Genomic DNA, 26,677 nt, shown 5'->3' with positions numbered 1-26,677 from the left:
CATTGCTCTCCGCCTTGGAAAACGAAGAGCGTCACGTTGTTCACCACGACGCGACGCCTCACTCCGATCACACCTACCCCGCGATCCGCTCAGTCGTCATCGCCCGCGACAAACCATGCATCGGCCGCCGCAACGCGACGTCAAAGGGATTGGTTTGCGGGCCGATTGCATCCGCCTGGCGCCGCAGCAATTCGACCACCATTAGCAAACGATCGTCGCCGAGTCGCGCCGCCAGCGTGCCGACGCTCAATGCCGCCACCGCGACGCCGGTGCGATCCAGAATCGGCACCGCCACGCCCGCCATGCCGTCGAGCACGCCACTATTGCGGCCCGCGTAACCGAGTTGGCGCACGCGTTCGATCTCGGTGCGCAAATACACTTCGTCGAGCACGCCATAGCCGCGAATTCGCGGCACATTAAAACGGATGATCTCCTCACGCTCCGCTTCCGGCAGAAACGCGAGAATCGCCAGGCTCCCCTGACCGACACCCAAGGCCACACGCCCGCCGATATCGCCGGTGAACGAACGAATCGGAAACGGCCCTTCGCAGATGTCGAGACACACCGCGTCGAAGCTGCTTTTCACCAGCAGGAAAATCGTATCGCCAAGACTCGCGCACAAGCGCAGCAGCGCGGGACGACACAGCGTGCGCATGCCGCTCGGGTTGCCGGCCTGCGCGGCAAGCGCAAAGAAATCCACGCTCAGCCGATACAGCTTCGAGCTCTCGTCCTGTTCGACGATACCTTCCGCAATCAGCGCGTGAAGAATGCGGTGCACCGTGCCTTGCGTCAGACCCACCGCTTTCGCAAGACGCGTGACGCGGCCGCCGTCGGGCTGCGCCTCGGATAGCGCGCGGATCACAGCGAAGGCGCGCTCCAGCATCCCAGGGCCGGGCGCACCGCGCGTTTCGACCAGCGCGGAATCGGCATCTCGTTTGGCGGCAGCATTCATCTCTGGCGTTCCGAATTATTTCGTTGATCGGAACACTATAGAGTGTTTTATCCGTGAATGGAATATTACCCGCACACCCGTTTCATTTGCATCTGATTCTGCCTCATAGGGATTTTCCGGACTTCATGCAACGGAACAGTTCGCATCCATTCCATTCAACATCTTCCACCCGATGGAATTTTTTTAAATCTTATACCGCCAAACGGAATTTGAAATTGACGCGATGTAATTTGGCTGGATAGAGTCGGCTTCATCGAGGCAGTAGCCGATTGACCCGGTGTCGAACCATCCAAAGGCCAGCTCATGTCGTTCCTCACACTCACGGACGTAGCGAAATCGTTCGGCGATCTGCAGGCAGTCGCCGACGTGAACCTGTCGGTTGAAAAAGGCGAGTTCGTTTCGCTGCTTGGCCCGTCCGGCTGCGGCAAGACCACCACGTTGCAGATGATCGCGGGCTTCGTGGAAACGACACGCGGGCGCATCACGCTCGACGGCCACGACATCACGCACATGAAGCCGAACAAGCGCGGCCTCGGCATCGTATTCCAGAGCTACGCGCTATTTCCGCATATGAGCGTCGCGGACAACGTCGGCTTCGGGCTCGAGATGCGCAACATCGACAAGGCCGAGCGCAAGGAGCGTGTGCGCGAAGCACTGGCGCTGGTGCGGCTCGATACGCTCGCGCACCGCTTTCCGCGCGAGTTGTCCGGCGGTCAGCGGCAGCGCGTGGCACTTGCCCGCGCGATCGTGATCGCGCCGCCCGTGTTGCTGCTCGACGAACCCATGTCGAACCTCGACGCCAAGCTGCGCGAAGACATGCAATTCGAACTGCGCACCATTCAACGCAAGATCGGCACGACCACCATCATGGTCACGCACGACCAGTCGGAGGCGCTGTCGATCAGCGATCGCGTGGTGGTGATGGAAGCGGGCCGTATTACCCAGATCGATACGCCGTACGAAGCTTACGAGCGGCCTGAAAACAGATTCGTCTCCCAGTTCATCGGCAAGGCGAACATGCTGGCCGGCACGGTGATAGCACGCGACGGCGACGCGATCCGCATCGACCTCGGACACGATCTCGCCGAGACCGGCCACACTGCGCAATTGCCGATGCGCGAACGTGTGATCGGCGTCGGCGATGCGGTGACGTTGTGCATTCGCCCGGAGAAACTGCGCCTGTGCGCGCCGAATACGGGACGTCTCGCGGCCACGGTGACAAGCCGCTTCTTTCTCGGCAGCCAATGGCTGTACCGCATGGACAGCCGGCTCGGCGAAGTGCTGGTGTGCTGCCAGAACGAAGGCACCGCGCCACTGCCGGAAGGCGCGGCAGTCGGCGTCGACTGGAACAGCGAGGCGGTCCGCTTCATTCAACGGGATGCGTATCATGGCTAGTACGCTGCCCGCTTCGGACAACAACAGCATGAAGACCGGCGATGCGCGCCGCGCGCCGTGGCAGGCGTTTTTGCCCTTGTGGCTGATGTGCGCACCGGCTTTTCTGCTGTTTGCCACGCTCGTGCTGGTGCCGCTCGTGATGACGCTGGTACTGACCTTCTATCGCTTCGATCCGTCGAGTGGACCGCTCGCCGCATTCCAGTTCGGCAACTATGCGGAAGTGCTGAAATCGTCGTATTTCCATACGATCTTCCTGCGCACCTTCGGCATCGCCTTTCTCACCACGCTGCTGTGCATCGTGATCGGCACGCCCGAAGCCTACGTGCTGTCGCGCATGCGCGATCCGTATCGCTCGATGTTCCTGCTGATCATTCTCGCGCCGCTGCTGGTCTCGGTGGTAGTGCGCGCATTCGGCTGGAGCATGCTGCTTAACAGCAACGGTCTCGTGAATCAGGCGTTCGGCCTCGTCGGGCTCGGGCCGTACAAGCTCGAGTACACCACCTTCGCCATTGTCATTGCGCTGGTGCACGTGATGCTGCCGTTCATGGTGATTCCGGTGTGGACCGCGTTGCAGAAGCTCGACCCGCAAACGGAAAACGCCGCGCTTTCACTGATGGCATCGCCGGCCACGACCTTGCGCCGCATCGTGTTGCCGCAACTCACGCCGGGCATTCTGTCGGGCAGCCTGATGGTGTTCGGCCTGTCGGCGAGCGCGTTTGCGATTCCCGGCCTGCTCGGCGGACGGCGCCTGAAAGTTGCCGCCACCGCTGTCTACGACGAATTCCTCGGCTCGCTGAACTGGCCGCTCGGCGCGACCATCGCGCTCCTCCTGCTGGCCGCGAATCTGATCGTGATGCTCACTTATTACGGGGTTCTGGAACGCAGATACACCAGAATCCTCGGGTAATGCATCGGCTCATTCGTCGGCTTCATTGAGTAAGATCATCATGAGAAAAAACGGCCCTATTGCGCTGATTTTCCACACACTCGTCATTGCGTTCGTGCTCGCGCCGCTCGTGATCGTGGTGCTGGTCGCTTTCACGCCCGACGAAACGCTCACACTGCCCACGCACGGCGTATCGCTGCGCTGGTTCCGCGCGATCCTCGACTACCCGGACTTCATCTCGGCGTTCTTCAACAGCCTGAAGCTGGCGTTCGCCTCTGCAACGCTGTCTTTGGTCGTCGCTTTGCCTGCCGCTCTGGCCATCGGTCGTGCGCGCTTTCCGGGCCGTGGCTTCCTCAACGGCCTACTGCTGTCCCCGTTGGTGATTCCCGGCCTCGTGCTCGGCATCGCATTGCTGCGCTTCTTCGCGCTGATCGGCGCAACCGGCTCGTTCGCGTGGCTCGTGCTCGCGCACATGATCATCATCACGCCGTTCGTCATGCGGCTCGTGCTGGCCTCGGTCAGCGGGCTCGATCGCAGCGTTGAACATGCGGCGCACTCGCTCGGTGCGGATGCGTGGACGACGTTTCGCCGCATCACCTTCCCGATGATTCTGCCGGGTATCACCGGCGGCTGGCTGCTCGCGTTTATCAACAGCTTCGACGAGCTGACGATGTCGGTCTTCATCACCTCGCCGCAAACCGTCACGCTGCCGGTGCGCATGTACATGTATGCGACTGAATCGATCGATCCGATGATGGCGTCCGTGTCCGCGCTGGTGATCTTCATTACCGCAGGCGCGATGCTGCTGCTCGATCGCGTATATGGGCTCAACCGGATTCTGATCGGCCAGCACTGATGTCTTCTACTGCCCTCTCTCACATGCCGTCGAATTTGCCGTCTTCCGAACCCGTCACGCCGAAGCGTGATGCGCAATTCGTTCGCGTCGCGGAAACGCAGCGTGAGCCGCTCAGCTTTTTTATCGACGGTCAGGAAGTCTCTGCCTTGCAAGGCGATACGTTACTGACCGCCGTGTTGATGCAGCAACGGCGCGTGCGCGAAAGCGAATTCAGCGGCGCGCCGCGTGCCGGCTTCTGCCTGATCGGTGCCTGCCAGGACTGCTGGATGCGTACCGAAGGCGGGTTGCGTTTGCGCGCATGCTCAACGCTGGTCACGCAGGGTATGCGCGTGATCACGCGGCTCGTCAAAGTGACTCCGGTCGCTGTCGCCGTGGTTGCCTCTGACTCTGACTCTGCTGCGGCCTCAACTTCGGCTGCAAACAGAGACACACAATGAGCAACGAACACCGCGTGGTGATCGTCGGCGCGGGGCCGGCAGGCGTGCGCGCCGCCGAGACACTCGTTGCGGCAGGCGTCAGGCCGATCGTGCTGGATGAAAACGCCCGCTGGGGCGGACAGATTTATCGTCAACCGCCCGCGAGCGGCGCATTCCAGCGCTCGAAGAAAACGCTCTACGGTTTCGAAGCGCGCAAAGCCGACGCCTTGCATACGACGATGGCCGCGCTTCTTCCGCATCTCGACTATCGCCCCGACACGCTGGCCTGGGCGTGCGAACCGGGACGGCTCGATACGCTGCACGCGGGACGCGAAATCAGCGTGCCGTTTTCGCATCTGATCATCGCGAGCGGCGCCACCGATCGCGTGTTGCCGGTGCCGGGCTGGACGCTGCCCGGCGTCTACACGCTGGGCGGCGCGCAGGTCGCTTTGAAGGCACAGGGCTGTGCAATCGGTCAGCGCGTGGTACTGGCGGGCACAGGGCCGCTGCTCTATCTCGTGGCCTATCAGTACGTGAAAGCCGGTGCCCAGGTGGCGGCCGTGCTGGACACGAGTCCGCTATCGCAGCAGATTGCCGCAGCGCCGAAACTCGCGCGCCAACCGGCTACGTTCGCCAAAGGGCTCTATTACGTCGGCTGGCTGACATTGCGTGGCGTGCGGATCGAACGCGATGTGAGCCTGATCGGCATTCGTGGCGAACAAGGCGTCAGTGCCATTGAATGGCGCTCTTCAGCAGACGGCTCAAAGACCGCAACCATCGCGTGCGACGCTGTCGGCATCAGTTTCGGCCTGAAGCCTGAAACCCAACTCGCCGATCTCGCCGGGTGCCGTTTCCGTTTCGATACGCACAATCGTTGCTGGCTACCCGAACTCGACGCCGCGGGCCGCAGCTCGGTGCGCGGCATCTACCTGGCCGGCGACGGTGCAGGCGTAGCCGGCGCCGACGCCGCCGAACTCGCCGGCCGTCGCACGGCGTTGGCGCTGCTCGACGACCTCGGTATCGCGCATCCACATGGCCCCGGCATGCGCGATGCGGCCTCCCTCGACCGCAGCCTGCAGCGTATTGCCGTATTTCGCCAGGGTATCGAAGCAGCATTCGCGCCGCCAGCAAAATGCGCGGCGCAATGGCCCGACGACATGACCGTGTGCCGCTGTGAAGAGATCGACGCAGGCACCTTGCGACGCTGCATCCGCGGTGGCGAAGCGAACGAGATCAACCGCCTGAAAGCGCTGACTCGCGTCGGCATGGGACGTTGCCAAGGCCGCATGTGTGGCGAGGCAGCATTGACGCTGCTTGCGGAGGAAACCGGCAAACGCCTCGACGCCGTAGGGCGCTTGCGCAGTCAGCCGCCTGTCAAACCGATTCCGCTCTCGCCGGCGATGTATGCCGATGGCGTCGCCGACATTCCCGCGGAGGCGCGCGATGAGTGACACCCTGCACTACGACGTCGCGATTGCGGGCGGTGGGTTGGTCGGCTCGTCGGCGGCGCTGGCATTGGCCCGGCGCGGCTTGCGCGTAAGCCTGTTCGAGCGGCGCTATTGCGGTGCGCAGGCAAGCGGCGTGAATTACGGCGGCGTGCGTGTCCAGGGACGGCCGGCCGAGCAGATGCCGCTCGCCATGCGTGCCCGGCGCATCTGGGATAGTTTGCCGGCGCTGATCGGCATCGACGGCGAATTTATCGTGTCGGGACATTTGCGGCTCGCTCGCAGCGAAGCCGATATTGCTGCGCTCGAAGCATGGGCGGACATGGCGCGCGGCCACGGACTGCAAGCGCAGGTGATCAGCGGTGCGACGTTCCGGCAACGCTATCCGTGGCTGGGCGCCGCAGCGGTCGGCGGCTCACTGAGTGCGACCGACGGTCATGCGAATCCCCGTCTGGTCTCACCCGCATTCGCGCGTGCCGCGCGAGCCGCAGGCGCGGACGTCCACGAGCAAACCGAACTGACCGAAATCCATCACGACGGCACGCACTTCCAGCTACGAGCGGGTGAGATGCGCATCAGCGCGGACTGGTTGATCAATTCCGCGGGCGCATGGGCGAATACGATTGCCGGTTACTTCGGCGAAACCGCGCCGATGAAACCGATCTACCCGAACATGTGGGTCACCGAGCCGCTGCCGCCTTTCATCACGCACAACCTCGGCGTGTACGGCGGTGGCATCTACGCACGGCAAGTGGCGCGCGGCAATTGCGTGATCGGCGGCGGACGCGGGCACGGCGACGGTGAATACGGTCAACCATCGACCGAAACCACCCGCACTGTGATGCGCGATGCGTGCGCCCTGCTGCCCGCATTGCGCGAGGCATTGCTGATCCGCACGTGGAGCGGCGTGGAAGGCGAAACCCCGGACAGCAATCCGATCATCGGTGCGAGCCGCACGACGCCGCGTCTGCTGCATGCGTTTGGCTTTTCGGGCGGCGGCTTTCTGCTCGCGCCAGGTGTCGGCGAAATACTCGCGGATCTTGTGATCGACGGCGCGACGGCCACACCGCTCGATGCTTTTTCGATCAATCGCTTCGCTGCCGTTGCTGCCCCGTCCGTCGCCTAATTATCAGCTCGTCATCGCTTGGTCATCACTTAGTCATCGCCTCGTTATCGTTTAGTGAAACTCAGGAGCCTCTCAATGAAACTGTTCAAAACGATCGCGGCGCTGGCCGCATTGTGCGCATTCAGTGCCGCCGCACCGGCATGGTCGGAGACCAAAACCATCTACATCGGCATGAACGGCGGTCCGATGGAAAAGGCCTATACGAGCCAGGTCTTGCCCGATTTCGAAAAAGCCAACAATGTAAAAGTAGTCGTGGTGCCCGGCACCTCGTCGGACATTCTCGCCAAGCTACTCGCCAACAAGGCCAATCCGCAAATTCACGTGGTGTTTCTCGACGACGGCGTGATGGCGCGCGCGGTCAGCATGGGCGTATGCAAGAAGCTCGACGACTCGCCGGTGCTCAAGGAGCTCTACCCGTTCGCGCGCATGAAGGACGATATGGGCGCGGGCGTGCAACTCGGCATGACCGGCATCGCGTACAACAAGAAACTGTTCGCTGAAAAAGGCTGGGCGCCGCCGACCTCGTGGATGGACTTTGCCGATCCGAAGTACAAGGGCAAGGTGGTGTTCCAGTCTGCTTCGAGCAGCACCTTCGGCCTGCACGGCTTTCTGGCGATCAACCGTTTGATGGGCGGCAGCGAGCAGAACGTCGAACCGGGCTTCACGAAATGGGCGAGCACGGTCGGGCCGAACGTGGTGGAGTACGTGCCAAATTCGGCGAAAATTTCCGAAATGGTCCAAACCGGCGAAGCGGGCCTGTTCCCGTTGACGCCGACTGCTGTGAGCGATCTGCAGGACAAGGGCATTCCGGTCGGCTATGTGAACCCGAAGGAAGGGCCGGTATTGCTGCTGGTCGATCTGTGCGTGATCAACAACAACCCCGATCCGCAATTGGCGCAGAAACTCGCGCAGTTCCTGCTCTCGGCACCGGCTCAGACAAAAGCCGCCGAGGCCGGCAAGCAGATTCCGACCAATCGTCTCGCGAAGATGACGCCGCCGATGCAGCAGAGCCTCGGCAACGTCGACGATCTGGTGAAGAAGGTCACCGTGGTGGACTGGGACACAATCAATGCGCACCGCGCGCAGTGGGATACGCGCTGGAACAGGCAGATCGAGCGTTAAGCCCGCTTGCGCATTTCGGCGCGTCGGAACTCGGCACAACCGCGCTGCGCTACTCCGCATCAATAAAAACGCGCCCCTTGTTCGAGGCGCGTATTTTTATTTGGCGCAGTGCCTCAGAAGATCACCGAAATCGCCACCCCAAGCCAGATCGACAGGACGCCGACAAGAAACATATGCCGCGCAATACGGACGCGGCTGTCGTTGGTTTCCGGCTCGACCGGGCTGGTCGCCATCCACGGCACGAGGCCGAGGCAACCGAAGCCGATCATTGCAAACACGAAGACAAAGACGTCAGAGACGCGCCATTTCGTCTGATCGTACAAGCCCCAGTAACCGAGAAAGACGATACCAATCGAGAAGATGGTTGCCGAGGCCGCGCTGAGCGCGGGTACGGATCCGGTTGGACTCGGCATACTGCACCTCCGATCTTTGGACTGCTATGGTCATCCGCGTCGCCGGACGCTCCGTCATTCAGGACGTACGGGTCTGCCTCGCTTCATACGTCTTCAGATGACTATAGGCGATACGCAGTAGCGACAAGCCGTGCTCGCCCTTCTGCGCATCGCCGCCACGCGAAATCAGATCGCCGAGAATGTGATCCGCCTCGGTATGCGAGTGATTTTCGACGTCGCGCAGCATCGAAGCCGTAAGCGGCGAAGGCGTAAATAAAGTTTGGGTAGCGCGAGCGTCGAAGTCCGGGCCCATGGTGAAGCCGTTGTGCTCAGCGACCCCACGGCACTCGCCGAGCAGGTTTTCGATGATGCGTTTGCCATCCGGCGCAGCCAGAATATCGCCGACCGAACCGCGCATCAAGCACGTACCGGCCGCCAATGTGGCCAGGAACACCCATTTTTCCCACATGCGCAGCAGGATGTTGTCGCTGATCACCGCATCGAAATTGGCGTCTGCCATCGCGTCCGCGATTGCCTGAACGCGCTCCGACGTACCGCCGTCCAGTTCACCGAAAGTGATCGCATGCGTTTCGTTCAGATGCATGATGTGCTGCTCGGGGCTGAGCGTCGCGGCAATCACGCATTGACCGCCCAGTACGCGTGACGCACCGAACTTTTCCTTCAGCACGTCGATATGGCGCATGCCGTTGAGCATCGGCAGAATCAGCGTCGATTCGCCGACCAGCGGTGCGAATGAATCGATCGCGTCGTCGAGACTGTAGGCTTTGCAACTCAGCAACACCAGATCAAACGGCTCCGCGCCGACCCCGGCGAGAATCGTCTTGACGTCGCGCAACGTGAGATTGCCGCGTGCGCTGTTGATGATGAGACCGTCGCGTGCGAGTTTTTCCGCACGGCCGGCGCGCACCAGGAAGGTCACGTCCTGGCCCGCCGCTGCGAGACGTCCACCGAAATAGCCGCCCACGGCGCCCGCCCCCACTACTAGAATTCGCATCTTTGGCCTCTTGATAGATTTGGGTCACATACGCCGGGTCGATAAGCCTGGGCTTCGAGGACCGCGTACGCAGCACGTCTGCAGAAATGTAGCAAAGATTGACGATGCGCATCGGCCACAATGCCGGGCCGGTTTGCTGCAACGCACCGCGAGCGTATTGTTTCCGCGTTGTTCTTACATCAGATCAATCCGCGCGCCGCCCGCCGTCCACTACGCGCCTAAGCCTGCATAGCAGGCGACGCGGCGCCGAGGATGGTTGAACAAGCCGCGGTGACGTTGCAAGATCGCCCTACAGCGTGCCGCAGATTGTGTGCTCATAGAGCGCGAGCATGCCGGGCACATCCACGTCGATGCAGACTTGGCACGCGGGCCGGTTGTCCCAGTCCGGCGCGGGCACCGGCATGGCAGAAGGCTTCTGGATGGCCTGGCCCACCGCGATACCGTCCGTCAGCACACGCACGGGGCCACTGCGAGTCGTATAAAGATGCGGCGCCAACACATACGTGACCGCCGATGAGTCGTGCACGTAAATGCCCTTGAGTTGCGCGCTTTGCTCGTGAAAGGCTTCGTAGTGGCGCGACACGTCCCACACGAACTGCCCTGCTGCACCGCCGCGATCGCGAAGCGACGCCAGATAATCCCGGCTCATGATGGTGCGCTGCGTGACGTCGAGCCCGACGATCGCAACCGGCCACGGCGCGCCGAGCACGATGTCGGCGGCGTCGGGGTCGCCGAGAATATTCGCCTCCGCGGCAGGGGTCACGTTGCCGAGCACGCCGGCCGTACCGAACGCGCCACCCATGATGACCACCTGCTTGACGAGCGAGGCGATCTGCGGATCGTCGGCGAGCGCCAATGCCAGGTTCGTGAGCGGGCCCACGGCGATCAGCGTCACTTCGCCCGGATGCGCACGCACTGTGTCGATGATGAAACGGTGCGCGGGACGCGCGTCGAGCGCTGCCTCAAGACCGGCTTCAGGCCCGGCTTCTATCGCGATGTTGCCAAGCCCGTTGTCGCCGTGAATCCAGGCGAGCGGCTCAGGCGCTGCGCGCTTGAGCGGTGCGGCGGCGCCCTGCGCGACCGGCACGCCCGGCGCGAACCGCCCCGCCAGAAAACGCGCATTGCGCGTGGTGGTTCCGATCGTGGCATTACCGAATACGCTCGTCAAACCGAGCAATTCAATATCCGGATGCAGCGCCTGAAAAACGAGCGCCATTGCATCGTCCACACCGGGATCGGTGTCGTAGATAACCTTGTGCTTGCTCATAGATAGAACGCGTCCGGCAATTGTTCCCCCGCAGTGGTGTCGCGCGTAGCGCCATGCAGATTGCCGAGGCGGATCGGCAATTCCGGGCCGCCCAGTTCGATGATCACCTGACGACACGCGCCGCACGGTGCGATCGGTCCATCCGTGTCGCCGATCACGGCAAGCGCGGCGAACTGGTCGCGCTGATAGCCCGCGGCAATCGCGCTGAAAAACGCAGTGCGCTCAGCGCAATTGCACAATCCATACGATGCATTCTCGACATTGCAGCCGTCGAATACTGTGCCGTCTTTGGTCAGCAGCGCGGCGCCAACCTTGAACTTCGAATAAGGCGCATAAGCCTTTTCTCGCGCGACACCCGCGCGTTCCAGCAGTTGTTCCAAGTTCATGCAACGATCCTCAATTCAATTCAGCGTCAGGAAGATGCCCGCAATCGTGGCGCTCATCAGGTTCGAGAGCGTCGCGGCGAGCACGACACGCAGGCCGTAGCGCGCGACTTCGGCGCGGCGTTCCGGCGCGACCGCGCTAAAGCCGCCCGTCAGCACCGCGATCGACGCGAAGTTCGCAAAGCCGCACAACGCAAACGACAGAATAGCAATGGTACGCGGATCGAGTGCCTGCAGGCCGGCCGCGCTCACGCTTGCGGCGTCTTTCAGATACGGCGACAGCGACGCATAAGCGACGAACTCGTTGAGAATGATCTTCTGCCCGAGAAAATTGCCGGCGATGGCGGCCTCGTTCCACGGCACACCGATCAGATAGGCGAGCGGTGCGAAGACCGTGCCGAGCACCGATTGCATCGACAGTTGCGGATGGCCGAACCAACCGCCTATGCCGCCCACAATGCCGTTGAGCAACGCGATCAGGCCGACGAACGCGATCAGCATCGCGCCGACCATCACGGCGATTTTCAGACCTACTGTCGCGCCGGAACTCGCGGCTTCAATCACATTCGCGGGACGCTTTTCGTCGAAGCTGAGATTCTCGAGATGCACACGGCTCGGTTCGGTACTTGGGTGAATGATCTTGGCGAACAGCAAGCCGCCTGGCACCGCCATAAACGACGCGGCCAGCAGATAGTCAACCCGCACGCCGAGGCCCGCATAACCGGCCAGCACCGAACCGGCAATCGCCGCCATGCCGCTCGACATCACCGCAAACAGCTCGGCGCCGGTCATGTCGCGCACAAACGGCTTGACCACGGCCGGCATTTCGCTTTGGCCGAGGAAAATCGTGGTGACGGCCGAGAAAGATTCCAGCTTCGAAACACCGAGCAGTTTCTGGAACAGCGTGCCGAGCACGATCACAATCCAGCGCATCACGCCGATGTAGTACATCACTGAAATCAGCGCGGTAACGAAGATGATGGCCGGCAGCACCCGCACGGCGAAAACGAAACCACCGTCACCGAAGATCTGGAACATCTTCGATTGCACGAGGCCACCGAACAGGAACTCGATGCCCGCGTTGCCATAGCCGAGTACGTGATTGACGCCGGACGCAGCGGCCGAGAGAACCGTCTTGCCGAACGGCACGAAGAGAATGAACGCCCCGATACCGATCTGCGCAAGGAGTGCCGCAATTACAGTCCGTAAGCGGATGGCGCGCCGGTTGGTCGAAAAAATGAAAGCGATAAGCAGCAGTACGGCAATACCGAGGAAGTTTCGTGCGATCAGTGCCATGTCTCTTGGTGTTCTTGTGAAAGTGGCAATGATGCTAATCGAAACCGATGCTGGAGAAAACTTTAAATATGGCCTTGCTCCGATACTGACAGCCAAACGTTCCGCGACAATCTCGCCTTGCGGCGGTCGTTGTTGGATCAACTCCGTTCAGGTACCCTCACGCCATAGGCGTTTCTCGCTCGCTCCCTAGCCGCTCCACACGCCGTCAGACGCCTCGTAACGCTGTGACCATCACTCATGCTCAACGAGGTGGCCTATGAACGTCGGTATCTATGGAACACTCGTCACGGCTTCACTGGTTCTGCTGCTGGGGAACAGGCTGGTCGGGTGGATCCCTCTGCTGCGCGGCTATACGATTCCCGAACCCGTTGCCGGCGGACTCCTGGTGGCAATCGTCCTGTTGATCCTGCGCATGACGAGCCAGATCGAATTACGCTTCGACACAGCGCTGCAAACGCCGCTGATGCTCGCGTTCTTCGCGACCATCGGCCTCAACGCCAACCTCGCCAGCCTCAAGTCAGGCGGGCCGCTCCTGCTGCGTTTTCTCGGCCTCGTGATCGGCCTGCTGATACTGCAAAATGCAGTAGGCATCGCCCTCACTTATGTACTGGGCATCGATCCGCTATACGGTTTGCTGGTCGGTTCGATCACATTGTCCGGCGGTCATGGCACCGGTGCCGCATGGAGCAAGGTGTTCGCCGAACACCACGGGCTTCAGTCCGCCACGGAGGCAGCGATCGCCTGCGCGACGTTCGGCCTCGTGATGGGCGGCATTCTCGGCGGCCCGGTAGCGCGCGTGCTGATGCGGCAAGTCGCCAGGAAAGACGTCGCACCGGCCGGGCGCCCCGCAGGGAGCAACGGCGAAAGCCACGACAAAAGCCCCGCCGAACCGCCGCTCGCCTTCGAAGAACCGAAGGCGGAGCAAGCCACCACACCCGCCGCCTTCATCGAGACGCTGGCGCTGATTGCGATCAGCCTCGCGGCCGGCGACGCGCTCTCAAAGGTATTGGCCGGCACGGCGATCGAGTTGCCGACTTTTGTCTGCGTGCTATTCGTCGGCGTGGTGCTAAGCAATGCACTCGGGCTCGCGGGCAAGCCCGTTATCGATCACGCGGTCGCGCTGCTCGGCAACGTGAGCCTTGCGCTGTTCCTTGCCATGGCGCTGATGACGCTCAAACTCTGGGACCTCGCCTCGCTCGCATTGCCCGTCGTTTCGATTCTCGTCGCGCAGACCATTTTGATGGCGCTCTATGCGATCTTCGTCACGTTCCGCGTAATGGGCCGCAACTACGACGCTGTCGTGCTCGCCTCCGGTCATTGCGGCTTCGGACTCGGCGCCACGCCCACCGCGATTGCGAATATGCAAGCTGTCACGGCACGTTTCGGGCATTCTCATCTTGCCTTTCTGGTGGTGCCGATGGTGGGCGCGTTCTTTATCGACATTGCCAATGCGATCGTCATCAAGGGGTTTCTGGCTTTGCCGATCTTTCATTAGCCGAAACTGTCGCGACCGTTTCGGGAACATCCCAGCCGCCGCCGAGCGCGCGGTACAGCGCGACCGCTGCGAGCGCATGCTCGCGTTTGGCCTGATTCAACGATTCCGCGTCACGCAGGTACGCCTCCTGCGCGGCGAGCACATCGAGAAAATCCGTCGCACCGCCTTTGTAGAGCTCACTCGACAGATGCAGCGCATGGTTCGACGCATCGAGTGCGCCGCCCAGACGTCGCACCTGCACCGCGCCATTCACCAGATCGCTGCGGTTATCCTCGATTTCTTTGAGCGCTTGCAGCATGGTCTGCTGCAGGCCGAGTTGCGATTCGCGCATCCGGCTTTCGCTCGCGTCGATGTTCGCGGTGATGCGGCCGGCATTGAAGATCGGACTCGTTGCATTTAATGCGGCGCTGAAGAGGTTATCGGTCAGCGTCGGCAAGCCGAGATAGGACGAGGCCAGCAAGCCGTCCGCGAGATTGAGCCTGAATTGCGGATAACGCTGCGCCTTTGACACGCCCACTTCTGCCGCGCGCTGTTCGACCGTCGCGTAAGCATTGCGCACGTCGGGCCGCTGCAACAGCGCATCGGACGGCAGTGTCTGCGGCACGCTTTGCGCGGGCACCGGAATGTCGCGTGCCTTGATCAACAGCAAGCTGTCGACGCTCTCCGGCGTGCGTCCCGAATACACCGCGATCAGACTCAATTGATGCTGTACTGCCGACTGCATGCGCGGGATCTGCGCCTGCAAATCCTCTAACTGGTTCTGCGCACGCGCCACGTCGAGTTGCGTCGACAGCCCGTAATGCAAACGTTCCTGCGTAAGTTTCAGGGCGCGGGCGCGGATCTGTTCGTTGTCGCTGAGAATCTGCAATTGCGATTGCGCCCAGCGCAGGTCGATATACGCCGCAGCCGTGTTCGCCGCGAGTGCCAGACGCAGTTGATTCAAGGCCGCCCGCCGACCCGACACTTGTGCTTGCGCTGCCAGAACAGCGAGACGTTCACCGCCGAAAACGTCCGGCGTCCAGCTCGCCGTCACGCCGACGCCGGCCTGACGCACATAGCCGAGTGGCGGCGGTGTGTTCTGCCGGGAATCGGATGCGGTCGCGCTGGCGTTCAACTCCGGCAGCAATGCCGCGCGATCTTGCGTGGCGAGATCCTGCGCCTGCTTGACGCGTTCCGCCGCGGCCTGCACGTCGAGGTTGCCAGTCAGCACCGACTCGACCAATTGATGCATGACGGGATCGCCGAATTGTGCCCACCATATGTCGGCACTCACGCTGTCTTGAGGGGCATCGACACTCCATGCGCTCGGCGCGACTGTCTGAACCGACTGCTGCAGATCCGCATGCGTTTCAGGTTGCACGGCGCATGCCGCGAGCGTCAGCAGCGCCGCGCTCGCCAGTACGTTGATAACGATTGGTTTCATGCTGAATTCCTCAATGAGCATCGGGCGGCGGCGCGGTATTGCCGAATGGGCGCGAGAACAGCACGCTCAGCAAGCCGACGACAAAACAGAGCGACAACACAAAGAACGTGTCGGAGAACGTGAGCACGAGCGCTTCACGCAACAGCAGCGCATGCAATTCGCCGAGGCCCGCATTGGCCGCATTCAGCGCATCGCCGCCCACCGCGGCGAAGTGCGCGCTTTGCTGCTGCAAAATCGATTCAACCACCGGGCGCCCTGCACTCAGGTGTTCATCGAGCCGCTCGTAATGGAGGTTCAAACGATCGTTGAGCATCGTACTGCTCACCGCAATACCGATGGCGCCGCCGAGATTGCGCATCAGATTGAACAGGCCACTCGCCGAGCGGAGCCTCGAAGGTGGCAAGGAGCCGAGCGCCATGGTGACGATTGGCGGAATGCAGAATTGCTGGCCGATGCCGCGCAACGCCTGCGGTATCAGGAGTTCTTTCCAGCCCCACTGACTGGTCAACGGCACGTAGAGGTAGCACCCGACACCGAATAGAACGAGTCCGAACACCATCAGCCAGCGCATATCGATGATTCGAGCCAGCGTCGAGTACGCCGCCAGCGCGAGCAACTGGAAGCAGCCGACCGACAGCAACGCCAAACCGATCTGCAGCGAATCGAAGCCCCGCACGCGCGACAGAAACACCGGCGTCAAAAACACCGTGCAGAAAATCCCAATCCCTGTGACGAACGACAGCAAACTGCCGATGCCGAAGTTGCGAATCGCCAGCGCGCGCAAATCGACGATCGGCTCTTTCGCCGTGAATGCATGCACGAAGAACAGGAAACCGCAGATCGCCGATACCCACGTGCACAGCACGATCACGTCGTCGCCGAACCAGTTCTTGCGCGGGCCCTCTTCCAGTACATATTCGAGGCAGCCGAGAAAACCGGACATCAGCAGAATGCCGAGGTAGTCGCCTTTTTTCAGCAAGGAAAGATCGGCTTTGTCGATGTGGACGTATTTCGGCACCATCAGCGTAACGGCGATGCCCGGCACGAGGTTCAGATAAAACAACCAATGCCACGACCATTGCGAGGTGATCCAGCCGCCTATCACCGGCCCGATGGTCGGCGCCAGCGTGGCCAGCGCGCCGATGGTGGTGGACGCAATCAACCGTTGTTTGCCGGGGAACAGCACGAACGCCGTGGTGAAAACGGTCGGAATCATCGCCGCGCCGAGCGCACCCTGCAAACCGCGAAACAGGATCATCGAGTTGATGTCCCATGCAAGGCCGCACAGCATGCTCGTGATCGTGAAGCCGAGCGCGGAGAACGCGAACAGCCAGCGCGTGGAAAACACACGCGTGAGCCAGCCTGACATCGGAATCACAAGAATTTCGGCGATCAGATAGGAAGTCTGTACCCACGAGAGTTCGTCCTGGCTCGCTGACAAACCACCGCCGATGTCTCTGAGTGATGACGCAACGATCTGGATATCGAGCGTCGCCATGAAAAAACCGAGGCACATCAGTGCGAACGCGAGGAATTTGGTGCGCGTCGGCTGATCGGCGGGATTAGCGAAGTGGGCAGGAGCTTGAGTCATGATCGGTTTATCCGTTGACCGGCGCATTGGCGGTGTCGACATGCACTTTCACCGTCGCCGAGAGCCCAGGACGCAGCACGCCTTGCATGTCCTTCGGCACATCGAGGCGCACACGCACCGGCACGCGCTGCACGATCTTCGTGAAGTTGCCGGTGGCATTCTCAGCCGGCAGCACGCTGAAGGTCGCGCCGGTCGCGGGTGCGAGACTCTCAACCACACCGTGAATCCGTTTGCTCGATGCATCGAGATCGACGTCGACACCGTCGCCGATGTGCATCTTCTTCAACTGATCTTCCTTGAAGTTGGCGTCGATCCACAATCCGCTCGACGGCACCACAGTCAGCAGCGACCCACCTGTGTTCGCCAGCAAGCCGACCCGCGCGGTGCGATTGCCGACGTAACCGTCGATCGGCGAGCGGATCGTGGTGTACTCCACGTTCAGTGCCGCGACACGTTGCGCCGCCTGCGCGGTAGCGATGCGTGCCTCGGCATCGCCGATTTGCGCGTCGAGTACGGCAACCTGCCGTTGCGCGGCAATCAACGCCGCGCCGCTGCGGTCGACCGCGGCATGCGCCTTGGTCAGATCGGCGTCCGCACGTTCGACGACCTGGCTCGATACCGCATCGTCCTTGACCAGTTCGCGATACCGCGTCTGATCAGCGGCGCTGCGCGTCAGCTCGGCGCCGGACGCGCGCACCTCGGCGGCCTGCTCGTTGATGGTGGCAAGCTGCAAGGACTTCTTCGCCTGCAACTCGGTGACGGCGGCTTGTGCGCTCTGCACTTCCGCGCTGGCTTGCGCGAGGCGCGCGTCGTAATCGCGCGCGTCGAGCCGGATCAGCACCTGATTCGCGTGGACGAACTGGTTGTCGCGCACCAGCACGTCCGTGACGAAACCGTTCACCTTCGGCGACATCACGGTCACATCGCCGCCCACGTAGGCATCATCCGTCGATTCGACAAAGCGGCCGACAAAGAACCAGTACGACGCCGCTAGCGCCAATACGGCGAGCACCGTGATGATCGCGAGCAGCATCCACGGAATGCGCCGGGCCGATTTGGCCGCGTTTGGCACGCTGGGCGGTGCAATAGTCGAGGGTGTAGTGGACATGATGGTCGAATGTGCGTATGCACTTTTTGAGCTTGAAAAAACGGCGCGTTACGCTGCGCCGGCCATGTCTCGCATGATGCGAGGCCTCAAAGGGAATCTCGCGTGATTGCAAACAACTCGCTGCGTAACGCTGCCGCACGCTGCTCGCCAAAACGATGCTCGAATTCGGCCTGTGCGGCATGCCAGCGCTCACGCCCGGCTTCCAGACGGCCCTCACCCGCGGCCGTCAACGCAATCGACAGTGCTCGTGCATCCGAGCCAGGCGCTGCACTCGACACCAGCCCGTTGCGCCGCAGCGGCTGGATCGTGCGGACCAGCGTGGTGCGCTGCATGCGCATGGCTTCGGCCAATTGCTTCATGGTCATTGGACCCATGCGCTTCAGACACCCCATCAGCGAAAACTGCGTGATGGTGAGCCCAACGTTCTCCAGGTGGCGGTCGTAAAGTTGTGACACGTAGCGTGCGGCCTGGCGGATTGCAAAGCAGTCGTCGTCGAAGAGCCCTTCCATCGTTGCGCTTCCTTTTTCGTGAGTGCGTATGCACATAATCGGGCGTACCAATGCTCGTCGAAGCGAGCTCATACGCCTTGTCTATCCCGTGATGCTGAAGAGTTCCGAGCGCAGTGACCTGGCACGTGCATGGCCAAACTTTTCCTCGAACTCATCTTGTGCGGCGCGCCAGGCGATGGCCGCCTGATCGAAGATCGCTTCGCCCTTCCCGGTGAGACTGAACAGAAACGTGCGGCCGTCATGCTCCGCCGATTCGGCGACCACCAGCCCGTCCCGCTGCAACGGCTTCATGGCGCGAACCAGCGTGGTGCGCTCCATGACCATGGTCTCCGCGAGTTCCACCATCGGCAGGTTCGGCGTGCGTGCGAGCTTGGCGAGAATCGTGAACTGCGCAGCCGTCAGCCCTACCTGGCCAAGATGGCGCTCGTAGATCTGCGTGACGTGCCGGGCCGCCTGGCGCAGCGCGAAACAGTTGCATTCGTCGTAAGAGAGAGGGCGGTTCATATTCGGCAGTCTATATGTGCATACGCACAGAGTCAAGCTTACGCCCGCTCAAGATGAGGCAGGCAGAAGCCGCAATCCTTCCTGTCGAAGCGAACATCCATACATACGTCTGTTTGAAATGTCGATGTAAGCCCCATGGCACGGCGAGAAAACGCATGGATCGAGTTTGGATTAATGCCACTATATACAAGTCCGCAGTAGCGGCTTAATGTTCAGCCGCAAACATTAAATCTAATAACAGGCCAAGGAGACGTTAATGTCATCCAAAACAACTCAGGCGAAATCCGCAATCCGGAATGCATACGCCACATCGATTATTTTCATTAACGCCGTTTCCGCTGTACATCATCCGCGCTGTTTTACTTAATAAACCGGCTGCCCGTCGCGCTTACTGGCGCATGCCGCCGTCAGGAATGCTCCGAGAGCCTGTTTAAGCCTGTCTGAATCGATCTGAGGCGGCTATCCCGCTTTGGCATCCGATATTGAGCGGGCCTGCTTCGGCTGCTTACAGCACTCAGTTCGCCGATAACCGCGCGCCAATACGGACACGGCCTTTCTGGCAACAGGCAGAGAAAGGATCAGCGACGCTGCGCGGAGTCCGCGTGGTCGGTCGATTAATCGTGCCAATTAATAACGAACAACAAATCATGAGGAGACAAACAATGGCATTCAAACTGCCCGGTGGCACATCCGCCGCGACACTCATAGGCGCACTTGCGCTGCCTGTACTGCTTGCCGCCTGCGGTGGCGGCAAAGCCGACGATCCGGCTGCCGTAGGCGTACCGCAATGCTCAGGAAGCACCTGTCCCGCACAGGGTCAGCCGACCGGCACACCGGTTACCGCGGCCAAACTGTGCCCCGACACCCTCGACTATTCGACCACCTACACCGGCGGTTCGGGTAGCGGCGAATACGTCAAAATGAAATTCGATTCGACGAAGAAGCAATACCAGATGACCTTCATCGAATCGTCCGTACCGACCTCGGCGGGCCAGGTGAACAACACGCGTGCCGGCATGACGATCACCGGCGACTACGACAACCCGAGCGGCGCGCTTGCATTGCCGACCGCCGAACAGAACCGCTGCGCGATCATGCTGAAGAACGGCACGACTGCCGATGGCAGCTACAGCGTCACGATCAATCCGCAGGATCCGCCGATGCTGTTCGTCGGTCAGGGGATCATCGGCGGCGGGATTCCAGGGGCGACGATCCAGTTCGACGGACTCGAACCCTTCCCCGGATTTCTGATTGGTGTCGTGCCATCGCGCACGTTCGACTCGTATCCGTTCCTCGGCTTCAGCGAGACCGTCAGCGACTTCACGCAGGTGGCCGGCACATATAACGAACTGGGATTCCGCGTGAACCCGGAAGGCAGCTTCGCACAGAGCGCCGACGGCCAATCGATGACCGGCTGGTCGCCGACCGCGATTCAGGCCAGCGAGACACTCAACGCAGACGGTTCCTGTACACCCGATTCGTCGCTGTACTCGTGCGCGATGACCGGCACGCCGTGGACTCTGCGCACCAATGCCGATGGCACGGCGGACAACGTATTCGTCAGCTCGAGTTCGGCGAGCACCCTGAGTTATCCCGCAGTCGGCGTAAGCGTGCTGCAACTGCTCTTCTCGCAGAGCCAGGCGCACGGCATCATGATCGTCGGCAAGGTGAACAACCAGCTCGTGCCGGTTGTGATTCGCGTCGGTTATGCCCATACCGATGCGAACCCGCTCAATATCACGAACAACGCCCTCGACGATCAGCTCGGCATCTCGCTGCTGGCGCCCGCCACGAAGATCGCCCAAACGGCCTTGAGCGGCGGATACATCGGCGCCAACAGCGCTTCGGCGTGCGGCGTGGTGACCAGCATCGGTCAAGGTCCCACTGCGATCTACTTCAACGGGCAGTTGGTCTATGCCGCCGTGGGCACGTGCGGAGACGGCAGCGCCTCGTTCAATGCAGGCGTGAACTACGGCGCAACCTTGTTCCAGAGCCCGTCGGCCGCGTTGCTGAATCCGTTCACCTCGTCGTTGTCGAGCAACTTCTCGCTCGACTTCACGCAGACACAGCCCGGCCTCGTCAATGTGACCGCAACCAAGGACCTGATGTCCGGTAGCTCGGCCATCTACAAAGCGGGCGATACGGGTGTGATGGTCAGGGTGGGTCCGGTGTATGGTCTGCTGATGAACGGAGTCAATCAACCCAGCTTGACCTACGATCCGGCGAACTATGCCGGCAAGGTGAATCCGTTCCTGTCGATTGGGGCGTTTGTGCAGTAAGTAGTGCTGCGCTGGAGATGAAAAACGGCTCGCCGGAGCAATCCGGTGAGCCGTTTTGTTTTGTGACCGGCGTCGTGCGGTTGGTGTGAGTTCGAGGCGACAAGGGGAGAACGCTGCACTCAATAGCGCCGCCCCATTCAGAGACGGACAAGCAATTCCATCACGGGCACAACGATATCGCCTGCAAGGTAACGAAACTTAACCTTCTGACCTGGAAAACAAAGCACCGAACAACAGAACTAACGTGTCCGGCTGAGAAGACGAGCTTTCACCATGATTCGGCCAGCGACAGCAAGCGCGACACCACCAGCGAATGCACAGCGAAGGGAAAAAGCTAAAGCTCTCACGCCGCATTCGTCGCCACATTCAACCGCCGAAGGCGGCAGAGCGAAGAACAGCCCGATCAAGCCACCGACGATAGCGCCGCCGACAAATAGTGCGAGTAAGAGCATCGCTGTCTTCATGCTACTTCCCAAAATAGGCTCTGATTCGCGTCCGCGAGGTTGGAGAACAGATTCTCTGGACCCACGCCGATAAGGGACAAGGGATTCCAGAGCTTTGGAATGCCGACATCGAACCTTAAGGTAGTTTGGGTACTCGGCGTCAACCGTTCGCCATTCCATAAGTCGATATGATCGCCCGACGGGTCTTTCTCTTTGAGCGAGCGACGCCAGTAGCTTCCAAAGAAGATAATACCGGTCCTGCCCTCCACATGCGTCTGCCAGTCTTTTCCTGTTACCGTCTCCGGCGGAGGACAGCCAGCAAACGGGCGTCGGCGAAACCATTCTGCCACTTCCTTCGTCCGAAGCATGTGACAGGACGGATGCCCATGGAACCAGCACTTTTCGCCTTTGAACGACCTATTGGTGATTCCCACGTTCGCGAGGGGCAAGTGCCAAGACGGATCGCGCATTCGTCTTCGAATGCCGGCCTATCCGTCGACGGGTCAATGCATGGCTCGTTCTTAGGATAGGCTGCCCATAGCTCGGAAAACGTGACCACTTTCAACTCCACGACCTTGACGGAGCCCGGCGTTGAGTTCGTTCTAACTATTGTTTTCTTGTTGGGCATTCCTTATACCCCCTCCTGTCTTGCAAGGGCGTCATCGCCCCAAAATATGGTGTAGTTGTCAGGGGTCGCGGTATAAACGCGCTGTAGGCGGTGGCCGGATTCGAGCCGCCCCGAGAACACGCGCCCATCTTGGGTTTCGATGAAGTAGGGGTACCCTTCAATCAGCGTTCCGCGGCTCGGTTCGACCTGTTCGTCATAGGCGCTCGTCACCATAGACGTCACACCGCCGCTCACAGTCCTGGCAGACGCCACCACACCCATCGTCTCGGCAAGGTCATCGAACCTGGCATTGCGTTGCATTGATGCAATCATGCGAGGCGGTTGTGCACAGCCACACAGCAAGATATCGCCGTCGAGCACGATTTCGCTGCCGTGGTGTTTGCGGCGGCGCGGCCCGCCCGCCTTGGCGATAACGCCAGTACTTTTGCAGGCGTTACAGTAAACGCCTGCGCCAATCATCGCCGCCTGATGTCCGTAAAACGTTGTGCGCGGCCCCACGTATGGCTCGATCTGGCCCCCCGTCTCTGGCTGATCGCCGATGCAGATATATAAACGGAGCATGTGCAATCACTCCGATTTTGCCGAACCGGCGGTTGTGAGGCCGCCCGTAGCAGTCGAGACGCGTCCGCCTCTTTCGGCCATTGATCCCATTGTGGCAAACGGATAGGTCGTTTCTTTGCGTGCGTTATATTTCATGCGCCAGTCTCCTACGGGGTTGAAAAAATCTTATTCCGAGAGACTGGCGCTTCCTGTCTGCGAGCGGTACTGGACAATGCTGCAAAATGCACACGAAAATTCCGACCGTGTGTAAGGGAAAATAAAAAAACCGCTCACCGGAGGAATCCGGTGAGCGGTTTTGTTTTGTGACCGGCGTCGCCCCGCGCTTTGCTGCACGGTGCTGTGTTGCGCGCTGCAGTTAGCGTGCGTTAAAGCAACCGATACGCCAACCGCACTGCTGCCCTCGCCGTGCGCTTATCCTGATCGAGAGACGGGTTGTACTCCGCAATATCCGCCGCGCGCAGCTTGCCGGATGCACGCACGCGCTGCACCAACGCTTCGACCACCGACAACGGCACGCCCAACGCGGCAGGCGCCGACACGCCTGGCGCAGTGGCGGCCGGGAGCACATCGAGATCGATGGTCAGGTACACGTCGTCCGCTGCATCGAGCAACTGCTGGAGATCGTCCAGACGCTGCGGCAATTGCGGCTCCTGCATGTCGATGTCGAGCACGTAGCGCACACCGAGTCGCTCTGCATGCGCGAACAGCGAAGCGGTGTTGCCCAGATCGCTAATGCCGAAACAGGCGTAGTTGAACGGCACGCCTCGTTCGGCGCAGTCGCTCGCAATCTGATCGAACGGCGTGCCCGAATTAGCGGGCCGCTTCTGACGCAGATCGAAGTGGGCGTCGAAGTTGATGATGAGTAGCTTGCGCGCCGCCTCATCCGCATGATCCTGATGCAAGCGCAATCCGCTATACGTCCCCCACGCAACCTCATGACCGCCGCCAAACACCAATGGCCGGCCGCCGCTCGCCAACACGTCGCTCACCACGTTCGCGAGTTCCGCCTGCGCGCCTTCGAGGTCACCGTCGTCGCACACCACATCGCCTGCGTCGGCGAGCGCCACCATCGATGTCTTCGCCGGCAAGCCCGCCAGCGCCCGACGCAACTCCTTCGGCGCATGTGCCGCGCCGATGCGCCCCTGATTGCGGCGCACACCTTCATCGGAACCAAAGCCGACGATCACCGGTGCATCGCTGTCAATGCGGGGCGCCGCGCGGAAAGCATCCTCATGCGGAAAAGCACGGTCGAACGCAAACGGCACCACCTGATTGAAAATACGCCGGGTGTCGCCGGGCTCATCGTCGTCGGAACGGCCGCTCCACACCTTGTCATCGAATGGGACTCTCATGCGCGCGACAACACCGCCTGCAGGAAGGCCCGCGTGCGCGGTTGTGAAGGCGCCGAGAAAATCTCGGCAGGCGGCCCCGCCTCGACGATCACACCGCCGTCCATCACCACCACGACATCGGCGACTTCCTTCGCGAAACCCATTTCGTGCGTGACAACGACCATCGTCATGCCTTCGCTCGCGAGCAGCTTCATCACTTGCAGCACTTCGCCAACCAGTTCGGGATCGAGCGCGGAGGTGGGTTCGTCGAACAACATCACGCGCGGCTGCATCGCCAACGCGCGAGCAATCGCAACGCGCTGCTTCTGACCACCCGACAAACTCGCCGGCATCACATGTGCCTTGTGGGCAAGGCCCACTTTTTCCAGCAACGCGGTTGCAGTCGCTTCGGCTTCAGCCTTGCTGGCGCCACGCAACATTCGCGGACCGACGGTGATGTTATGCAGCACCGACAGATGCGGAAACAGATTGAACGACTGAAACACCATACCCACTTCGGTGCGAAGCACATTCAGCGAACGCTCCTTGAGCATCGCGCCGTGATCCACCAACCGATGCCCGCAGATATCGATGGTGCCGCCTTCAGCCTGTTCAAGCCCGTTGCAGCAACGCAGGAATGTACTTTTGCCGGAGCCGCTCGGCCCGATTACGACCACCACTTGCTGCGGCTGAATATCGAAGTCGATACCGTTGAGCACGGTATGCGAGCCGAACGATTTGGTCAGTCCGCGAATGCTGACGATAGGTTCATCCACTTTGGCTACGGTATTCATTGCACCATCCCTCCTGCACGCAAGCGGCGCTCCACACGATGCAGCGCGTAATTGGTCACCTGCGTCAACACCAGATACACCAGCGCGATGGCCAGATAGACTTCAAGCGAACGGTACGACACGCTGATGATCTTCTGCCCTTCGTGCATCAGATCGTCGATCGTCAGCAGCGACACCAGCGCCGAGTTCTTGATCAACGCGATGAATTCGTTGCCGAGCGGCGGAATCATGCGCACGATCGCCTGCGGCAGAATGATCGCGCGCATCGATTGTCCCGACGACATGCCGATCGAACGCGCCGCTTCCATCTGCCCGCGATCCACCGATTGAATCGCACCGCGCACGATCTCCGACACATAGGCCGCCGAATACAGGCCGAGCCCCAGCATCCCGCATACGAACGCCGGCAACAGAATGCCAAATTGCGGCAAGCCGAAGAACAGCAGGAAAAGTTGTACGAGCAACGGCGTGCCGCGGAAAAACGTGAGGTACGCCGTACACAAGCCGTACACGATGCGCCGCTTCGGCGTAAGCCGGCCGATACCGATCAGCAGGCCCAGCACACAGCTCAGCGCAAGCGCGGCGGCGGTCACTTCGACCGTCACCAACGCGCCATGCATGATGTCCGGCAAGCCGGCAATCACCGGCGAAAAATCGAGTTCCATTTTGTCTGCTCAGCCGGTTATTGCGCGGTGGCGCCGAACCACTTCTTGACGATCGCTGCGTACGTGCCGTCGGCCTTGATCTTCGCCAGCGCCGTGTTGAATGCCGCCTTCAGTTGCGGTTCGTCCTTGCGCACAGCGATGCCGTAGGCTTCAGTGGTCAGCGGTTTGTCGAGCACGCGGAAACCGCTGCGCGTCTTCACGAATTGATAGGCAGCCGGCTTGCCGGTCACGGCAGCATCGGCACGGCCGATGCCGACCAGGTCGAACATTTCCTGATTCTTCTCGACTTCGACGCGGGTGATCTGCGGGAAGTTGTCGCGCAGGAAGTTGACCGACTTCGTGCCGACCTGGACCGAGACTTTTTTGCCGTTCAGGTCGGCCACCGATTTGACCGGCGAGCCGTCTTTAACCAGTGCGACGAGGCCGCCCGCGTAGTACGAATCGGTGAAGTCGACGACTTTCGCGCGCTCGTCGGTGATATAGATGCCGGAAATCGCCGCGTCGAAACGATGCGCGATCAGGCCCGGAACCAGGCCCTTGAAGTCGATGTCGGTCCATTGCACGCGTTTGCCCATCGCTTTCGCGAGCGCATTCATCATGTCGACGTCGAAGCCGGTGCGCGCGCCGTTCTCGGTGAATTCCATCGGCGGGAAGGTCGCGTCGGTGGCGACGTTCAGCACGTCCGGCGTTTGTGCGGAGGCGGCGCCGGAAAATCCGGCGAACGTCACCGCAAACGTGACGCATGCGAGGGACAGCAGTCGATTCAGTTTCATGGGAGGGCTCCTTGTGGTTCGC

Annotated in this window: 26 protein-coding genes; 9 read left to right on the top strand and 17 right to left on the bottom strand. The window is 61.1% G+C overall.

All coding sequences use genetic code 11. The features are described 5' to 3' along the window. Positions 1-73 precede the first annotated feature (73 nt). On the bottom strand, positions 74-952 hold the full coding sequence (locus PQQ52_RS13880) for an IclR family transcriptional regulator (RefSeq protein WP_408211846.1): 879 nt from the start codon (positions 950-952) through the stop codon (positions 74-76). Between the two features lie 303 nt (positions 953-1,255). Between PQQ52_RS13880 and PQQ52_RS13875 the strand changes: the two genes are divergently transcribed. The 7 genes from PQQ52_RS13875 to PQQ52_RS13845 all read left to right on the top strand — a co-directional run bounded on the left by PQQ52_RS13875 (position 1,256) and on the right by PQQ52_RS13845 (position 8,198). Beyond that, positions 1,256-2,347 carry an ABC transporter ATP-binding protein gene (locus PQQ52_RS13875; RefSeq protein ID WP_408211843.1) on the top strand — a complete coding sequence of 364 codons (1,092 nt, stop codon included), beginning with the start codon at positions 1,256-1,258 and terminating at the stop codon, positions 2,345-2,347. Continuing rightward, positions 2,340-3,254 (top strand): ABC transporter permease, encoded by a 915-nt coding sequence (locus PQQ52_RS13870; RefSeq protein WP_408211840.1) that lies wholly within the window; start codon positions 2,340-2,342, stop codon positions 3,252-3,254. Before PQQ52_RS13875 ends, PQQ52_RS13870 begins: the two co-directional genes overlap by 8 nt. Positions 3,255-3,294: 40 nt before the next feature. Then, entirely contained in the window at positions 3,295-4,089 is a 795-nt protein-coding gene (locus PQQ52_RS13865) for an ABC transporter permease (RefSeq protein WP_408211838.1), read from the top strand. Positions 4,090-4,112: 23 nt separating this feature from the next. Next, complete coding sequence (locus PQQ52_RS13860; protein WP_408212256.1) at positions 4,113-4,526, top strand: (2Fe-2S)-binding protein; 414 nt, start codon at positions 4,113-4,115, stop codon at positions 4,524-4,526. Beyond that, on the top strand, positions 4,523-5,956 hold the full coding sequence (locus PQQ52_RS13855) for an FAD/NAD(P)-dependent oxidoreductase (protein ID WP_408211835.1): 1,434 nt from the start codon (positions 4,523-4,525) through the stop codon (positions 5,954-5,956). Before PQQ52_RS13860 ends, PQQ52_RS13855 begins: the two co-directional genes overlap by 4 nt. Next, positions 5,949-7,076, top strand: a complete 1,128-nt coding sequence (locus PQQ52_RS13850; protein WP_408211832.1) for an NAD(P)/FAD-dependent oxidoreductase — start codon at positions 5,949-5,951, stop codon at positions 7,074-7,076. Before PQQ52_RS13855 ends, PQQ52_RS13850 begins: the two co-directional genes overlap by 8 nt. A gap of 75 nt (positions 7,077-7,151) precedes the next feature. After that, positions 7,152-8,198: an ABC transporter substrate-binding protein gene (locus PQQ52_RS13845; protein ID WP_408211829.1), complete on the top strand. Its 1,047-nt coding sequence runs from the start codon at positions 7,152-7,154 to the stop codon at positions 8,196-8,198. 113 nt (positions 8,199-8,311) lie between these two features. On the opposite strand, the gene PQQ52_RS13840 is transcribed toward PQQ52_RS13845, so the two are convergent. The 5 genes from PQQ52_RS13840 to PQQ52_RS13820 form a co-directional block, all read right to left on the bottom strand. Then, positions 8,312-8,611 (bottom strand): hypothetical protein, encoded by a 300-nt coding sequence (locus PQQ52_RS13840; RefSeq protein WP_408211826.1) that lies wholly within the window; start codon positions 8,609-8,611, stop codon positions 8,312-8,314. 58 nt (positions 8,612-8,669) lie between these two features. Beyond that, positions 8,670-9,605 (bottom strand): 2-dehydropantoate 2-reductase, encoded by a 936-nt coding sequence (panE, locus tag PQQ52_RS13835; protein ID WP_408211823.1) that lies wholly within the window; start codon positions 9,603-9,605, stop codon positions 8,670-8,672. A 289-nt stretch (positions 9,606-9,894) separates the two neighbouring features. Continuing rightward, entirely contained in the window at positions 9,895-10,872 is a 978-nt protein-coding gene (locus tag PQQ52_RS13830) for a nucleoside hydrolase (protein ID WP_408211821.1), read from the bottom strand. Next, the gene (locus PQQ52_RS13825; RefSeq protein WP_408211818.1) at positions 10,869-11,258 is read right to left on the bottom strand and encodes a cytidine deaminase; all 390 of its coding nucleotides are present in this window, start codon (positions 11,256-11,258) and stop codon (positions 10,869-10,871) included. The genes PQQ52_RS13830 and PQQ52_RS13825 overlap by 4 nt, the downstream gene beginning before the upstream one ends. Positions 11,259-11,273: 15 nt before the next feature. Then, positions 11,274-12,551, bottom strand: a complete 1,278-nt coding sequence (locus PQQ52_RS13820; protein ID WP_408211815.1) for a NupC/NupG family nucleoside CNT transporter — start codon at positions 12,549-12,551, stop codon at positions 11,274-11,276. Between the two features lie 256 nt (positions 12,552-12,807). Here PQQ52_RS13820 and gltS point away from each other — a divergent pair, with 256 nt between their 5' ends. Continuing rightward, positions 12,808-14,046: a sodium/glutamate symporter gene (gltS, locus tag PQQ52_RS13815; protein ID WP_408211812.1), complete on the top strand. Its 1,239-nt coding sequence runs from the start codon at positions 12,808-12,810 to the stop codon at positions 14,044-14,046. Here gltS and PQQ52_RS13810 read toward each other — a convergent pair. From PQQ52_RS13810 to PQQ52_RS13790, 5 genes are all read right to left on the bottom strand, one after another. Next, positions 14,012-15,469 (bottom strand): efflux transporter outer membrane subunit, encoded by a 1,458-nt coding sequence (locus PQQ52_RS13810; protein WP_408211809.1) that lies wholly within the window; start codon positions 15,467-15,469, stop codon positions 14,012-14,014. The two genes, gltS and PQQ52_RS13810, sit on opposite strands and share 35 nt — an antisense overlap. A 10-nt stretch (positions 15,470-15,479) precedes the next feature. Next, positions 15,480-17,060 (bottom strand): DHA2 family efflux MFS transporter permease subunit, encoded by a 1,581-nt coding sequence (locus PQQ52_RS13805; RefSeq protein WP_408211806.1) that lies wholly within the window; start codon positions 17,058-17,060, stop codon positions 15,480-15,482. Positions 17,061-17,067: 7 nt separating this feature from the next. Next, a complete protein-coding gene (locus PQQ52_RS13800; protein ID WP_408211803.1) occupies positions 17,068-18,168 on the bottom strand; it encodes an HlyD family secretion protein in 1,101 nt (366 codons plus the stop codon). 86 nt (positions 18,169-18,254) lie between these two features. Next, complete coding sequence (locus PQQ52_RS13795) at positions 18,255-18,677, bottom strand: MarR family winged helix-turn-helix transcriptional regulator (protein ID WP_408211800.1); 423 nt, start codon at positions 18,675-18,677, stop codon at positions 18,255-18,257. A gap of 81 nt (positions 18,678-18,758) precedes the next feature. Beyond that, positions 18,759-19,181, bottom strand: a complete 423-nt coding sequence (locus PQQ52_RS13790; RefSeq protein WP_408211797.1) for a MarR family winged helix-turn-helix transcriptional regulator — start codon at positions 19,179-19,181, stop codon at positions 18,759-18,761. A 662-nt stretch (positions 19,182-19,843) separates the two neighbouring features. On the opposite strand from PQQ52_RS13790, the gene PQQ52_RS13785 reads away from it, so the two are divergent. Further along, positions 19,844-21,460 (top strand): DUF2957 domain-containing protein, encoded by a 1,617-nt coding sequence (locus PQQ52_RS13785; protein WP_408211794.1) that lies wholly within the window; start codon positions 19,844-19,846, stop codon positions 21,458-21,460. Positions 21,461-21,920: 460 nt separating this feature from the next. On the opposite strand, the gene PQQ52_RS13780 is transcribed toward PQQ52_RS13785, so the two are convergent. From PQQ52_RS13780 to PQQ52_RS13755, 6 genes are all read right to left on the bottom strand, one after another. Further along, positions 21,921-22,373 carry a T6SS effector amidase Tae4 family protein gene (locus PQQ52_RS13780; protein ID WP_408211791.1) on the bottom strand — a complete coding sequence of 151 codons (453 nt, stop codon included), beginning with the start codon at positions 22,371-22,373 and terminating at the stop codon, positions 21,921-21,923. A 161-nt stretch (positions 22,374-22,534) separates the two neighbouring features. Next, complete coding sequence (locus tag PQQ52_RS13775; RefSeq protein WP_408211788.1) at positions 22,535-23,092, bottom strand: PAAR domain-containing protein; 558 nt, start codon at positions 23,090-23,092, stop codon at positions 22,535-22,537. Between the two features lie 365 nt (positions 23,093-23,457). Beyond that, entirely contained in the window at positions 23,458-24,444 is a 987-nt protein-coding gene (hutG, locus tag PQQ52_RS13770) for a formimidoylglutamase (protein WP_408211785.1), read from the bottom strand. Beyond that, positions 24,441-25,217 carry an amino acid ABC transporter ATP-binding protein gene (locus PQQ52_RS13765; RefSeq protein ID WP_408211782.1) on the bottom strand — a complete coding sequence of 259 codons (777 nt, stop codon included), beginning with the start codon at positions 25,215-25,217 and terminating at the stop codon, positions 24,441-24,443. The genes hutG and PQQ52_RS13765 overlap by 4 nt, the downstream gene beginning before the upstream one ends. After that, a complete protein-coding gene (locus PQQ52_RS13760) occupies positions 25,214-25,882 on the bottom strand; it encodes an amino acid ABC transporter permease (protein WP_325044041.1) in 669 nt (222 codons plus the stop codon). Before PQQ52_RS13760 ends, PQQ52_RS13765 begins: the two co-directional genes overlap by 4 nt. A gap of 17 nt (positions 25,883-25,899) precedes the next feature. Beyond that, positions 25,900-26,655 carry a transporter substrate-binding domain-containing protein gene (locus PQQ52_RS13755; RefSeq protein ID WP_408211779.1) on the bottom strand — a complete coding sequence of 252 codons (756 nt, stop codon included), beginning with the start codon at positions 26,653-26,655 and terminating at the stop codon, positions 25,900-25,902. Positions 26,656-26,677: the final 22 nt, after the last annotated feature.

This window comes from Paraburkholderia sediminicola (assembly GCF_046030555.1).
GTDB classification, from domain to species: Bacteria; Pseudomonadota; Gammaproteobacteria; order Burkholderiales; family Burkholderiaceae; genus Paraburkholderia; species Paraburkholderia sediminicola_E.
The sequence above is the reverse complement of the archived record's forward strand: the minus strand, read 5'-3'. Positions and strand labels throughout refer to the sequence as shown.